We start from the raw sequence: 14545 nt of genomic DNA, 5'->3' as shown, positions 1-14545 counted from the left end.
GTCAGGACTTTCCGAGATAGCGGTCGAGAACATTCTTGGTGACGAGCTCGACCATCGGGTCCTGCCTTACCAGGCCGGCGACCCATTCGCAGCTTCCGGCGTGGAACACCTCGCCCTTGCCGCGCGGGAAATTGACGATCATGCCGTTGCCGCGCTTGACCTTGTCGAGATTGGCGTCGCTCGCCTCGCCGAACAGCGTTTCGGCGGTGAAGCGTCCGTCCTCGTCGCCGAGGAACTGGTCTTCGAACGGAATATTGGCGCTCTCCTCTACCTGGCTGGCCATGCCGACCGCGAGAATTTGGAGCCCGTCCGGTGCGCCGCTGTTGGGCGTCGGGTAGGGCTGTCCGCCTCGGATCTCGTGGTCGAGCCCGTCGACCTCATAGCCATAGACATGGCTGTCGGCGCCGAGCAGGTCGCCGTAGTAGATGCCTGTGCCGGCGAACGCCCAATGCTCCGGCCGGTAGACCGGAAAGCCGCGCACGCCGCGCGGCGCGCAACCGCCCCAGCCGGCGTAGAGGCCCCTAGTCGCATTGAGCCCGAAAGTCGAGGCGCCCGGCCGGCCAATCTCAGGTGCTTCCCAGGAGTTCGTGGCGCGGGTCACGTCGCCGCCCCGATAGGCCGGATCCTCGGCGCGGGCGCGGTATTTGTAACAGATTTGCCGGCGGCCCTCGTCCTCCAACCTGGTCTGCCACATGAAATTGCCGGCGAAGCGCGCCGCATGGCCGCCGCGCTCGACATAGGCGTCGACAGTGTCGCGCATCTCCCAGGTCCAGTATTCGTCGTGGCCGACGAAGACGACGCAGTCATAGCCGTCGAGGATTTCGGGCGAGAAATGCAGTTCGTGCTGGCTGGCCAGGTCGACGGCATAGCCGGCACGCTCGGCAAAACGAAAGAAGTGGCTGTCATAGCTTGCCCAGCCGGACGAGGCGTATTTCTTCGAATGGCCGGTGGCGAAGGCCCATTCCATATGCGGATAGCGCGGCACGGTCTTCGGCGGCACGGCGACCTCGAGCGGCACGCGCGGCGCCTCGTTCGGCAGAACAACAAAACCGCGGCACCATGGCCGCTGCTTCGAGACTATTGGGGCATACTGGTCGCGGTTCGGGCCGGTGATGCCTTCGTAATGATTGGAGCCACCCCACGTGTTGTAGGCAAGCCAGGTGCCGGTGGCTGCAACCTGCAGCACACGACCGCGTTTCTTGCCGGGCTGCGGGCTAACGATGAAAAGATCCTGGCAGCGGATCGGCTTGCCGTCGCGGCCGTCCGCCGTCAGCGTGATGCGGTAGGCTCCGGACGGCCAGTCGTCGCCGACCCGGAATTCAAACGAAGCGCCCCAGCCGCAGCCCACGACCGAACATTGGTCGGGTGTATCCTGCCAGCGCGCCGCGATCCCAGCCTTCTCGAACATTTTCGTTTCGGTGCCGCCGTCGCGGACGATCGACATGCTGAAGCTGGAGGCCGTCGAGCTGACATGCAGCACCACCGTCTCGTGCCGGCGGTATGAAAAACGGTCGCTGTAGCACCAGATCTCGCCGCGTTCGCCATCAATGCCCGGCCACTCGTAATAGTGGCCGCGCACGGCTTGCCGGCGCTGGTGGGGCGTCAGTCCGAAATCGGGGAATTCGGTAGGAAGCTTCGTCATGAACGCCTGTGAAGGGTCGAATGCGTCATTTCGACCATCTGCCGGCCAACCGTCAATTGGAAACGATCGGGCCAGCGATAGCTCACAGCCGGCCTTGGCCTTGCCTTCCAAACGGACTATCACAAAGGGTGGCCTTTTTCGCCACGGGAGCCGACATGCTGAGAGTGCAAAAGGTCAAGGTGGATGACATCTACGTGCCGACCGCGCGCAGGAAGACACTGCATCCCGAAACCGTCCGGCATCTGGCCGAAGACATTCTGGAAAACGGCATGAAGACCCCGATCCAGGTGCGCCACGACGGCAAGCGCCATGTCCTGGTCGAAGGCCTGCATCGGCTGGAAGCGGCGAAGTGGCTCGGCGAGACCGATATCGACGCCTATCTGGTGCAAGCCAAGCGCCACTAAGCTCTCCTTCGGCGTTCGCCGGAATCGGCCTGGTGAAATTTTCGCGGGACGCTTGTCGGGCTGCGCTTTGCCCGCTCGTCCTTGAGACGGAAACCGGCATTCAAGCCAACTCTTTTGCAAGTGAGGAGACCATCATGACCACCAAGCTCGACATCGCCCCCAGCTCCGACCGCGAACTGGTTCTTGCCCGCATCATCGATGCGCCGCGCGAGAACGTCTATCGCTGCTGGACCGAGCCGAAGCTCGTGACGCAATGGTTCGCGCCAAAGCCGTGGACGACGCCGCGCGCCGAAATGGATGTGCGCAGCGGCGGCTCCAGCCTGGTCGTCATGGCGGGACCCGATGGTAATGAATTTCCGAACCCCGGCATCTTCCTCGAAGTCGTGCCGGGCAAGAAGATCGTTCTCACCGACGCCTATACGAAGGCGTGGGAGCCGTCCGAAAAGCCGTTCATGACAGTCGTGCTGACCCTCGAGGACGAGGGCGAGGGCAAGACCCGCTACATCGCCCGGGTTGCGCATTGGTCCGTCACTGACCGCGAAGAGCACGAGAAGATGGGCTTTCACGAGGGCTGGGGCCAGTGCGCCGACCAGCTCGAAGAAGTCGCTAAGCGACTTTGATATCTGCGGGACGGAAGGAGACCGACATGTCCAGAGCGATGTTTTTCGCCATTTTCGCCTCGGCTGCAGCGCTCTTCGCTGCGCCGGGCGCCACCAAGGCCGAGGAGGCAAAGCCCGCCATGACCTCCGAACTGAAAGCAATGCCGAAGCCGGCGAAATCCGGCCTGCTGCCAATCAACGGCCTGAATTACTATTACGCCGTCTATGGCCAGGGCGAGCCGCTGCTTCTCCTGCATGGTGGGCTCGGCACCACCGACATGTTCGCGCCGATCCTGCCGAGGCTTGCCGAGAACCGCACCGTCATCGGCGTGGACCTGCACGGCCACGGCCGCACTGCGCTCGGCGACCGGCCGTTGAGCCTGGAGGCGATGGGTGACGACATGGCGGCGATCATCAAGGCGCTCGGCTACGAGCAGGTCGATGTCATGGGTTATTCGCTGGGCGGCGGTGTCGCCTTCCGTATGGCCGTCCAGCATCCCGAGGCAGTGCGCCGGCTGGTCCTGGTGTCGGCGGGCTATGCCGCGGACGGCTTCTATGCCGACATGCGCACCCAGCAGGCGCAGGTCGGCGCGGCGATGGCCGACATGATGAAAGACACGCCGATGTACAAGTCCTACGTGGCGGTCGCGCCGCATCCGCAGGACTTTCCGAAGCTGCTCGATCAACTGGGCGCCCATATGCGCAAGGACTACGACTACTCCGCCGACGTACCCAAGCTGAAGATGCCGGTCATGCTGGTTTTTGGCGACAGCGACATGTACCGGCCCGAGCATGAGATCAAATTCTATCAGATGCTCGGCGGCGGACTGAAGGATGCCGGCTGGATGCGCGAGAACCTTTCGCAGAACCGGCTGGCCATCCTGCCGAACCGCACCCATTACGACGTGTTCTTCGCGCCGGAACTGACAGCAGTCACTCTGCCCTTCCTCAATGGCGAGACCAAGGTCAAGACCTGGGACGAGGTCATCAGCGAGGCGGAATAACCACCTGACAACGGCCTGTCCGGCCCATCTCCCGCGAGATGGCTGGACAGGCTTGTCCCTCTGAAGCCGGCGATAAGCATTGGCAATCCCGGCACACGTCCTCGGGGCCAATGGCATCTCCCGCATCACAGCCATAGATGGCCCTATCAAGGCTTTTCAATTGACGCTGCTGTGCCGGCAGCTACCTTGCCGACAGTCTTCAGAAGAGGGGCGCAGGTAATGGCGAAATATCAGGGTGGCTGCCTGTGCGGCGCGGTGCGTTACCGCACCGATGCCTCGCCGATCAACGAGCGGGTCTGCCATTGCCGGCTCTGCCAGAAGGCGCTGGGCGCGGCCTTCAACGCACGCGTGCTGTTCCGCATCGACGACGTGACCATCGACGGGCCGGTGGCGACGGTGAATTCCTCGCCCGATCTCAAGCGCGGCTTCTGCCCGGGCTGCGGCACGACGATGTTTTCCCGGCGCGACTCCGCCGGCATCATCGGCGTGACCTCAGGCTCGCTCGACGCTCCTTCGATATTCAAGCCGCAGATGCATATGTGGACCGCCTCGAAGCAGCCCTGGGTGCAGCTTGACGACGGCCTGCCGCAATATAAAGGCGCGCCACCCCCGAACTGAAGCACAGGCGAACTGAGCGCGAAGCGTGCCCAATTTTTTCATCCGGGACACGAGATAGCCGGCAAAGCGTCATTGGCGAGCCATCATTGCCGCCTATCTATTACGTGCGGGTCGGCAGTCGAGGAGGCGACGGATGAAAGACAGAATCAATACCCTGGATGAGCTTTTGAGCGATCCGATGGTCAAGCTCGTGATGGAGCGTGACCGCGTACAGCCGGCCGAGCTTCGCTCGCTGCTTGAAGAAAAGGTTCGCCGGGATGATGCACCGGTCGTCAACGATCGCCCCGTCACCGACCGCTTCATACCGCCCGCTCACATGGTAGCCGAGAGCTGCCACAAGTTATGGCTGTGCGGCTAGGCAGCGGGCCTGCAGGCGTCGGCGATCCTTCGCGCCGTCTCCGTCCTGCCGGCGTTTCCAAGCTCTCACCGCTACGGTGATAAAGTGGGCGCCATGTATTCTGTTTGCCCAGCTCTCGTCCTAACAATTTGATTCAAACTTTGTTGGCAATTTCTCGTTAGTAATCTGGATCGGTTGTCCGGCGGCGTTGTCTTGCCCTCGGTCTGTTGTGTTCTGCGTACAGGTCCAGATGCAGTTATCAGGCGTCGTCATCTTCTCGATCGCGTCACTTTGCCTTGCCGGCTGCACATCCACGTCCGGCGTCGACGCGCTGCAAGTCCCGTCCAGCGAGACGACCAGCTCCGTTGTGCGGCCGCCCGCGCCGGTGGCGTCGGTCGGTGCGGCCGATGCCGCACCCGACTTTGCGCAGGAAGAGGCGACGGAGCAGACTGTGGCGATGGCCACTCCAGGCCCTGCCGACAGCATCGAACCACCCGTCGAGCCGATTGCCCTGGTTGCGCCGAAGCGGCTGGCACGGGCAGCATCGATCCTCGCCGAGCCGGTCCAGCGCTACCGTTTTCGTGACGCCAAGCCGATCAATTTCGGCAAGGCCTCGCCCAGACACCTCGCCGTTCACGGCGTCGACGTTTCACGCTGGCAGGGCAACGTGAACTGGGCAAAGCTGCGCGCGCAGGGCGCGAACTTCGCCTACATCAAGGCGACCGATGGCGGCGATCATCTTGATCCGATGTTCATGAAGAACTGGCGCAACGCCGACGCGGCCGGCCTCAAGCGCGGCGCCTACCATTTCTTCTACTGGTGCCGTACGGCAGGCGAGCAGGCCGACTGGTTCATCCGCAACGTGCCGAGGGTCGAGGGCGCCTTGCCGCCGGTGATCGATGTCGAGTGGAACGGCGAATCCAGCTGCAAGCGGCGGCCGTCGCGGCAAAAGGTGCTGGAGAAGATGCAGGTGTTCATGGACAAGCTCGAGCGCCACTACGGCCAGCGGCCCATCATCTACACGGCGCCCGATTTCTACCGCGACAATCTCAGAGGCGCTTTCCCCGACTATCCGTTCTGGCTGCGCGCGGTGGCACAGCACCCGTCAAAGGTCTATCCCGGCCGCAAATGGGTGTTCTGGCAGTATTCCGGCTCCGGCCTGTCGCACGGGGTGAGGGGCCGTATCGACCTCAACGTGTTCCACGGCGACGAGAGAGCCTGGCGGAACTGGGTTGGCGGGCGGCAGATGGTGGCCGAGGCGGAGTAGGGACTTCCTTCCGGGGGAACTTCTTGCTGCTGGCGCCTGCGGGGTGCTGATCGCGGCCGCAGAAAGCCGCCATTTGAAGGCCCGCATGAGATGAATATCGACGGACCTGACCGCCTGTCTCAGAACTGTCATGGATCCGTCATCGCTTTGAAATGTCGTTCCCCCAAAGCAGGTGGCTTCCATTCGAACAGGAGACGCCACCCGTGCCCCGCCATTCCGCGCTTTTCGTCCTGACGGCAGCGCTTGCTGCCTCCGTTTCGCTGCCGGCCCATGCCGACATGATGTTCAACCGGGTCGCGAGCTTCGCCGTCGCCGGAAACCTCCCGGCGGACGTCGAGCAGACCACGCCGACTTCGTCCGAGATCATCACGGCGACCGAAGACGGCATGACGCTGGTCTATTCCGACAGCCCGCTCGGCGCCGTCGGCTTCATCGACATCACCGACCCCAAGGCGCCCAAGGCCGGCGGCATCGTCAAGATCGAGGGCGAGCCGACGTCGGTCGTGGTCATTGGCGGCAAGGTGCTGGCCGGCGTCAACACGTCGAAGAGCAAAGCCAAGCCTTCGGGCAACCTCACCGTCATCGACCTTGCCTCCAAGGCGATCGAAGGCACCTGCGACCTCGGCGGCCAGCCGGACTCGCTGGCGTTCAGCAAGGACGGCAAGTTCCTGGCCATCGCCATCGAGAACGAGCGCGACGAGGAGCTGAACGACGGAGAAATTCCGCAGATGCCGGCGGGCGACCTCAAGATTTTCACGATGACCGACGGCCAGCCTGATTGCGCGACGATGAAGAGCGTCAACCTGGCGGGCATTGCCGAAGTTGCGGCGGAAGATCCGGAGCCGGAATTCGTCGCCTTCAACGAGGTCGGCGAAATAGCGGTCACGCTCCAGGAAAACAACCACGTCGCCATCGTCAACGCCGAAACCGGCGCGATCGTCACGCACTTCTCGGCCGGCTCCGTCACGCTGGACAAGATCGACACCAAGAAGAACGGCGCCTTCTCTTTCGATGGCAAAATGGAAGACGTCGCGCGCGAACCCGACGCCGTGAAATGGCTCGACAATGACCGTCTCGTCGTCGCCAACGAAGGCGACTACAAGGGCGGCTCGCGCGGCTTCACGATCTTCAGCAAGAAGGGCGAGGTTCTCTACGAATCCGGTCCGTCCTTCGAGTACCAGGTCGCGAATGCCGGCCATTATCCCGACGCCCGCAACAAGAAGGGCGTTGAGCCGGAAGGTCTCGATACCGGCGCCTTCGGCGAAGACAGACTGATTTTCGTCGCTTCGGAGCGTGGCTCCGTTGTCGGCGTCTACAAAGACACGGGTGCTGAGCCTCAGTTTGTCCAGATCCTGCCGTCCGGCATCGGTCCGGAAGGCCTGGTCGCGATCCCGTCGCGCAATCTCCTGGTCACCGCCAACGAGGCCGACCTGGTCGAGGACGGGCTCGCCCGCTCGCACGTGATGATCTACGAGCGCTCCGAGGGTCCCGCCACTTACCCGACGATCACGGCAAAGCTCACGGCAGACGGCACGCCGCTCGGCTGGGGTGCGCTTTCGGCGCTCGCGGCCGGCGACACTGCCGGCAGGCTCTTCGCGGCCTCGGACTCGTTCTACGCCAACGCGCCCTCGATCTTCGAGATCGATGCCACGCAGACGCCGGCGCTGATCACCGGCAAGACCATTGTCACGCGTGGCGGCCATCCTGCACAGAAGCTCGACATCGAAGGCATCGTCGCCGATGGTGAAGGCGGCTTCTGGCTGGCCAATGAAGGCGATCCGGCAAAGCTCGTCCCGCACGCCATCCTGCGCGTCGACGACAAGGGCGAGATCAAGCAGGAAATCGGCTTCCCGATGGACCTGCTCGCCCACCAGACCCGCTTCGGTCTCGAAGGCATCACCACCATCGGCGAGGGCGACGACCTGACGCTGGTGATGGCCATGCAGCGTGAATGGGCCGACGATGCGAAGGGCCAGGTCAAGCTTTTGGCCTACAAGCCGAAGGCCAAGGAATGGTCGGCGGTGCGCTATCCGCTCGAAGCGACCGAGGCTGGCTGGATGGGGCTGTCGGAGATCACTGCGCATGACGGCAAGCTCTACATCCTCGAACGCGACAACCAGATCGGCGACCTGGCCAAGGTAAAGCGCGTCTATTCGGTGGCGCTCGACGCTTTCAAACCGGCCAAGCTCGGTGGCGAACTGCCGCTGGTCGAAAAGACGCTGGTGCGCGACATCATCGGCGACCTGAAATCGGCCACCAACGGCTATATCATCGACAAGGTCGAAGGTTTCACCATCGACAAGAACGGCGACATCTTCGTCGCCACCGACAATGACGGCGTCGACGATTCTTCCGGCGAAACGCTGTTTCTGCGCCTGGGCAACATCAGCGCCGTGAACTGAGGGCAGTTCTTCCCTTCTCTCCCTGTGGGAGAAGGTGTCGCCAAAGTCGACGGATGAGGGGTGTTCCAGCTTGGCACGGACGGCACTCCGTCCAACACCCCTCAACCGTCTTGGCGCTGCGCGTCGATCCACCTTCTCCCACAAGGGGGAGAAGGGAAGGCGTGGCATTCCGCGCTGTGACGATGGTGTTGGACGGAGTGCTGAGGTTGGGTAATCTCGCCCGATGCCGCATCAGCCTGTCGCTCCGACCAAACGTCGTTTCGCTCGCTCAATGCGCCGTGAGCCAACAGAGGCGGAGGACCGTCTGTGGCAGGAATTGCGCGGACGCAGGCTCGATCGCATCAAATTCCGGCGTCAGGTTCCTGTCGGCAAATTCATTGCCGATTTCGTTTGCGCCGAGGCCAGGCTGATCGTCGAGATCGACGGCAGCCAGCATGCGGACTCGAACTACGATCGGGAACGAGACGCCGAATTGAAGGCGAGGGGCTTTCGCGTGCTGCGCTTCTGGAACGACGACGTGCGAGATTTGAACGCCGTCTGCGACACCATCATCGCTTATGTCCGCGATGAGAGTTTGCCACCGTGGTAATAGCGCGGTCTCGCCTTCTCCCCTTGTGGGAGAAGGTGGATCGGCGCGTAGCGCCGAGACGGAAGAGGGGTGTTGGAAGGATCGCCGTCCGTGCCAAGCTGGAACACCCCTCATCCGACCGAGCTTCGCTCGGCCACCTTCTCCCACAACAAGGGGAGAAGGGAAGGCGCGGCTTTTACGCGTCTATGTATTCCGCCAGCTGACACCTTTGGGCACATCCAGCCCATCGGCACGCAAGCCTTCGATATGAAAGCGTACAGCGTCGCGAATTTCGGTTTCCACCTCAGGCACCGTCGCGCCGGTCGCGACGCAGCCGGGTAGATCCGGCACGTAAGCGGAAAGATTATTGCCGGCCTTTTCGATCACCACCGCGTAACGCAATCGTCACTCCTTTAAACCGGACTGCTTGAGGGTGCTATTAGGTGTTCCCGGTGCAACCTCTTCAGACGGCTTGCCGGCCACGGTGACGCGGCCGGCTTTGATTTTATGCTTATGTTGGCGATGGCTGCCTTTGGTTGCAACCAGATACCAGCCGTCGGTTTCCAGCAGGCGAATGACTTCGCGGACCGTAAGCCGAGGTGGCATCTATCTCAGCTACACCCGCTCGTAGCTCCACAGGTGTCGCACTTTTCACATGTCCCGTTCCGCACCATGGTGAAGTTGTGGCATTCCGAGCATTCGTTACCGGTGTAGCCTTGCATCAGCGATTGCTGGCGACGTGTCGCGGCAAGCGCCTTTGCCTCGGCGGCCTCCTGCGCGGCGGCGTCGGTGAACAGCGCCGAAGCCCCCGAAGCCTCGTCTGCGGCTTCCTCGTAGACGATGTCTTCGACCAGTTCCCTGGCCCGCTCCTCATAATCGCGCTTGTAGGCGATCGCTTCGTCGCTGGCCGGCTTCAGCGCCAGCACGTTGGAACCTGAGAACGCCGTCGGGGCAGAGCGGACAGGGGTTCCGGACGAGCCCGAACCCCCGAACCCCTTGGGCTCGGCGCCCATACCCGACACCAGCTTGACCGGCGAGGCGCCGCGGGTGAGCCCCTTCGAGAACGGCGTCGCCTTGCCTTCGTTGATGCCGCGCCCGAGCGCTGTCTTGTCGAAATCCGACTGGTCGACATGGGCGAGATCGTGGCGCGCAAGATAGGAAACGGCAAGCTCGCGGAACACATAGTCGAGGATCGACGTCGCGTTCTTGATCGCGTCATTGCCCTGCACCATGCCGGCCGGCTCGAACTTGGTGAAGGTGAAGGCTTCGACATATTCCTCGAGCGGCACGCCATATTGCAGGCCGAGCGAGATGGCGATGGCGAAGTTGTTCATCATCGCCCGGAAGGCAGCACCTTCCTTGTGCATGTCGATGAAGATCTCGCCGAGGCGACCGTCGTCGAACTCGCCGGTGCGCAGATAGACCTTGTGGCCGCCGACAACCGCTTTCTGGGTATAGCCCTTGCGGCGGTTCGGCAGTTTCTCGCGGTCGCGGTAGAGGCGTTCGATGACGCGCTCAACGATCTTTTCGGTCACCTGCACGGCGCGCTGCGAGGCGGGTGCCGCGATCAGCTGCTCGATCGCCTCGTCCTCGTCGTCTTCGACCTCGGCAAGCAGCGAGGCATTGAGCGGCTGGGAGAGCTTCGAGCCGTCGCGGTAGAGCGCGTTGGCCTTCAGCGCCAGCTTCCACGACAGCATGTAGGCGCCCTTGGCGTCTTCCACCGTCGCGTCGTTCGGCATGTTGATGGTCTTGGAAATGGCGCCGGAGATGAAGGGCTGGGCCGCCGCCATCATCTGGATGTGACTGTTGATCGACAGCGAACGCTTGCCGATCTTGCCGCACGGGCTGGCGCAGTCGAACACGGGCAGGTGTTCGGCCTTGAGGAACGGCGCGCCTTCCAGCGTCATCGCACCGCAGACGTGGATGTTGGCGGCCTCGATGTCCTTCTTCGAGAAGCCAAGGGCCGGCAGCATCTCGAACGAGAAATCGTTGAGCTGCTCGTCGGTGAAGCCAAAGGTCTCCTTCACCCAGTCCGCACCCAGCGTCCACTGGTTGAAGACGAACTTGATGTCGAACGCCGACTTCAATGCCGCATTGAGTGCCGCGATCTTGTCGTCCGTAAAACCCTTGGCCTTGAGCGAGCCGGGGTTGACGGCTGGCGCCTGGTTCAGATTGCCGTGGCCGACCGCATAGGCCTCGATCTCGGCGATCTGGCTTTCCGAATAGCCCAGCGTACGCAGTGCTTCCGGAACGGCGCGGTTGATGATCTTGAAATAGCCGCCGCCGGCCAGCTTCTTGAACTTGACCAGCGCGAAGTCGGGCTCGATGCCGGTGGTGTCGCAATCCATCACCAGGCCGATCGTGCCGGTCGGCGCGATTACGGTCGTCTGCGCATTGCGGTAGCCATGCTCCTCGCCGAGCTCGATGGCGCGGTCCCAGGCAGCCTTGGCATGGGCGGCAAGCTCAGGCTGCTTCAGGTCGGAGGCGACCAGCGGCACCGGGTTGACGGCGAGTTTCTCGTAGCCGTCTTTGTCCCCATAGGCAGCGCGGCGATGGTTGCGCATGACGCGCAGCATGTTCTGCGCATTGCGGTCGTAATCGGGGAATGCGCCGAGCTCGGCGGCCATTTCGGCCGAGGTGGCATAGGCCGTGCCGGTCATAACAGCGGTGAGTGCTGCGCAGATGGCGCGGCCCTCGTCGGAATCATAGGGAATGCCCGAGGTCATCAGCAGGCCGCCAATATTGGCGTAGCCGAGGCCGAGCGTGCGGTATTCGTAGGAAAGCTTGGCGATCTCCTTCGACGGGAACTGTGCCATCATCACGGAAATTTCAAGCACCATGGTCCACAGCCGAACCGTGTGCTCGTAGGCTGATATGTCGATGGTGCCGTCGGCGTTGCGGTAGGGCAGCAGGTTGATCGAGGCCAGGTTGCAGGCCGTGTCGTCGAGGAACATGTATTCCGAGCAGGGATTGGACGCCCGGATCGCACCGGCCGCGGCGCAGGTGTGCCAGTCGTTCATCGTCGTATTGAAGTGCAGGCCCGGATCGGCCGATGCCCAGGCGGCATAGCCGATCTTTTCCCACAGATCCCTGGCCTTCAGCGTCTTCAGCACCTTGCCGTCCTTGCGGGCGGTGAGGTGCCAGTCGGCATCCTCTTCGACGGCGCGCAGGAAATCGTCCTTCAGCGAGACCGAATTGTTGGAGTTCTGGCCCGAAACGGTGAGGTAGGCATCCGAATCCCAGTCGGTGTCGTAGGTCTTGAACGACATCGAGGTGTAGCCCTGCTTGGCGAACTGGATGACGCGGTAGATATAGTTCTCCGGCACCCCGTCTTTCTTGGCCGCCTTGATCTCGCGCTTCAGCGCGGTGTTGATCGCCGGGTCGAAGCAATCGTCGTCCTGGCCTTCGCAATTGATGCAGGCCTTCATGATCGCTTCGAGGTGCTTCTTCACGATCTTGGAGCCTGTGACCAGCGAGGCGACCTTCTGCTCCTCATTGACCTTCCAGTCGATGAACTCCTCGATATCGGGATGGTCGGCGTCGACGATGACCATCTTTGCGGCGCGGCGCGTCGTGCCGCCCGACTTGATGGCGCCCGCTGCGCGGTCGCCGATCTTCAGGAAGCTCATCAGGCCCGACGAACGGCCGCCGCCGGACAGCTTTTCGCCTTCGCCGCGCAGGAACGAGAAGTTGGAGCCGGTGCCGGAGCCGTATTTGAACAGGCGCGCTTCACGCACCCACAGGTCCATGATGCCGCCTTCGTTGACGAGATCGTCCTGCACGCCCTGGATGAAGCAGGCATGCGGCTGCGGATGCTCGTAGGAAGATTTGGACTTGGTCAGCTTGCCGGTGAACGGGTCGACATAGAAGTGGCCTTGGCTCGGGCCGTCGATGCCGTAGGCCCAGTGCAGGCCGGTGTTGAACCATTGCGGCGAGTTCGGCGCGACGCGCTGGGTGGCCAGCATATAGGCGAGTTCGTCGCGGAAGGCGCGCGCATCTTGCTCCGACTTGAAGTAGCCGCCCTTCCAGCCCCAATAGGTCCAGGTACCGGCGAGGCGGTCGAAGACCTGGCGGGCGTCGATCTCGGAGCCGTAGCGCTCGGACTCGGGCAGCTTTGCCAGTTCGGCCTCGTCGGCGACGGAGCGCCACAGGAAGGAAGGGACGTCATTCTCCTCGACCTTCTTCAGCCGAGCCGGCACGCCGGCCTTGCGGAAATACTTCTGCGCTAGGATGTCGGCGGCAACCTGGCTGAACTGCGCCGGCACATCGATATTGTCCAAGCGGAACACCACCGAGCCATCCGGATTCTTGATCTCCGAAAGCGCCTTGCGGAATTCGATCTCCGCATAAGCCGACTGCCCTTGCTTGGTGAAACGACGCTCGATGCGCATTGGTCCTATCCCTTGCTTGTCTATATATAGCGCTTTTCCCAGGGGATTTCTGCCCCCTTGGCGAAACGCGCATGTCCGCCGTCTGCCAGCGTTAGAAAACGGCCGGCTCCCTTTCACAGGCTCCGCCCGCCCTGCTGGCCGAACTCCTTACGAAGTAGTCGTCCAACGCGCCGACGAACCCTGCGGGTCCCTCAAAACTGAAACTTTTTTGCGACTCCCTCAATCGAGGGGATCTTCACACTATCTAGCGTCGAACCTACCTGCAAACGCTAAATATAGTGTTAACAGACAATTTATTCCAGTCTGACATTTTTCCCTTTCGTCCCCCAAAGACCCCACAGCCCCAACGCATCCGCCGGCCTCATAGACAGGCGGAAATGCGGCCAAAACGCACATAGTCCGGGAAAAAGACCGGGCTCAGAACTTTCCGGTCGCACTCTCAACAGGAGCGCATGCCCCATAAAAGGCGACTCGTTTTGCGCCGTCAAGGATTCGTTTGCGTAGCTTTTGTGACCCCAACATCTTGTGTGTCACATATGTGGATAACGGGGATAGAAGTGGCGCGGAGGATTTCGATTTGACCCACGTCCAGGGCCTAGACCGTGATGACAACGCACGCCCAAGCTGTGGTGGTCAAATCGATTCTCTTCGCCCAAAGAGCATCGCCGGTGATGCGACAGGTGCGCAGCTTTGGCCGGTGCGCCTAGTCTTGCTCAGGAGAACTGGTGCGGGTCAGCGCAGAAATAGGCGATGATCTGACCAAGGTCCGGCTCGTTGACCATGCGCACGGCCTCGGCGGGGCTGACCCACTTGCGGATGCGCGACCGCTTTTCCTTCCACCGGTCGGCGATCTTGTCGACCTGCAGCGGAAATACTAGAACTTCGCAAGGCACTTCCTCGCCGGAAGCCAATGCCTTGGCATAGAAGTAGCGGCCGGCTTCATGGTGGGAGATCGTGCCGCGCAGTCCGGCTTCCTCGCCAGCCTCGCGCGCCGCCGCTTCGCAAAGCAGTTCCTTGGCCTCAGGCCAGCCCTTGGGAAGCACCCAGCGACCGGTATCGCGGCTGGTGATCAGCATGATCTCGACGCCATGCCCGGTATCGCGCCAGGGCAATGCTGCAACCTGCAGGCGGCACGGCGCTGTGCCGAAGAGCCGCTGAACCCTTTCGGCCAAATGGTTGTGCGTTGCTGGCCTCGTCAACATCGGAGAAGCTTGCCCCAGCCTCCAGAATCATCTGCCGTCTCGCGAATCTTACGGCTAATCATGAGCAATAAAAGTAAAAAACCTCATACGGAGTGGTTAACCACACCAACA

12 protein-coding genes and 1 pseudogene are annotated in these 14545 nt (G+C 62.3%); 8 read left to right on the top strand and 5 right to left on the bottom strand.

The window, feature by feature from the left end; genetic code table 11:
- Position 1: 1 nt before the first annotated feature.
- Positions 2 to 1642, bottom strand: a complete 1641-nt coding sequence (locus tag ACWTU8_RS10965) for a N,N-dimethylformamidase beta subunit family domain-containing protein (protein WP_455848081.1) — start codon at positions 1640 to 1642, stop codon at positions 2 to 4.
- A 155-nt stretch (positions 1643 to 1797) separates the two neighbouring features.
- On the opposite strand from ACWTU8_RS10965, the gene ACWTU8_RS10960 reads away from it, so the two are divergent.
- From ACWTU8_RS10960 to ACWTU8_RS10925, 8 genes are all read left to right on the top strand, one after another.
- A complete protein-coding gene (locus ACWTU8_RS10960) occupies positions 1798 to 2046 on the top strand; it encodes a ParB N-terminal domain-containing protein (protein WP_065008163.1) in 249 nt (82 codons plus the stop codon).
- Between the two features lie 134 nt (positions 2047 to 2180).
- Positions 2181 to 2666: an SRPBCC family protein gene (locus ACWTU8_RS10955; RefSeq protein ID WP_455848080.1), complete on the top strand. Its 486-nt coding sequence runs from the start codon at positions 2181 to 2183 to the stop codon at positions 2664 to 2666.
- A gap of 26 nt (positions 2667 to 2692) precedes the next feature.
- Entirely contained in the window at positions 2693 to 3649 is a 957-nt protein-coding gene (locus tag ACWTU8_RS10950) for an alpha/beta fold hydrolase (protein ID WP_455848079.1), read from the top strand.
- Positions 3650 to 3868: 219 nt separating this feature from the next.
- Entirely contained in the window at positions 3869 to 4267 is a 399-nt protein-coding gene (locus tag ACWTU8_RS10945) for a GFA family protein (protein WP_455848078.1), read from the top strand.
- Positions 4268 to 4400: 133 nt separating this feature from the next.
- A complete protein-coding gene (locus tag ACWTU8_RS10940) occupies positions 4401 to 4625 on the top strand; it encodes a hypothetical protein (protein ID WP_029353718.1) in 225 nt (74 codons plus the stop codon).
- Positions 4626 to 4854: 229 nt separating this feature from the next.
- A complete protein-coding gene (locus ACWTU8_RS10935) occupies positions 4855 to 5871 on the top strand; it encodes a glycoside hydrolase family 25 protein (RefSeq protein WP_455848077.1) in 1017 nt (338 codons plus the stop codon).
- Positions 5872 to 6074: 203 nt separating this feature from the next.
- Complete coding sequence (locus ACWTU8_RS10930; protein ID WP_455848076.1) at positions 6075 to 8273, top strand: esterase-like activity of phytase family protein; 2199 nt, start codon at positions 6075 to 6077, stop codon at positions 8271 to 8273.
- A gap of 223 nt (positions 8274 to 8496) precedes the next feature.
- Entirely contained in the window at positions 8497 to 8862 is a 366-nt protein-coding gene (locus ACWTU8_RS10925) for an endonuclease domain-containing protein (protein WP_455848075.1), read from the top strand.
- Between the two features lie 175 nt (positions 8863 to 9037).
- Here ACWTU8_RS10925 and ACWTU8_RS10920 read toward each other — a convergent pair.
- The 4 genes and pseudogenes from ACWTU8_RS10920 to ACWTU8_RS10905 form a co-directional block, all read right to left on the bottom strand.
- A pseudogene (locus ACWTU8_RS10920) lies at positions 9038 to 9243 on the bottom strand (type II toxin-antitoxin system HicB family antitoxin).
- A 3-nt stretch (positions 9244 to 9246) separates the two neighbouring features.
- On the bottom strand, positions 9247 to 9447 hold the full coding sequence (locus tag ACWTU8_RS10915; protein ID WP_455848074.1) for a type II toxin-antitoxin system HicA family toxin: 201 nt from the start codon (positions 9445 to 9447) through the stop codon (positions 9247 to 9249).
- A gap of 5 nt (positions 9448 to 9452) precedes the next feature.
- A complete protein-coding gene (locus tag ACWTU8_RS10910; protein ID WP_455848073.1) occupies positions 9453 to 13232 on the bottom strand; it encodes a vitamin B12-dependent ribonucleotide reductase in 3780 nt (1259 codons plus the stop codon).
- A gap of 713 nt (positions 13233 to 13945) precedes the next feature.
- Positions 13946 to 14434, bottom strand: a complete 489-nt coding sequence (locus tag ACWTU8_RS10905; protein ID WP_029353721.1) for an NUDIX hydrolase — start codon at positions 14432 to 14434, stop codon at positions 13946 to 13948.
- Between the last annotated feature and the right edge of the window lie 111 nt (positions 14435 to 14545).

It is taken from the genome of Mesorhizobium sp. BHbdii (genome assembly GCF_053848045.1).
This window is presented reverse-complemented; position numbering and strand designations above follow the sequence as displayed.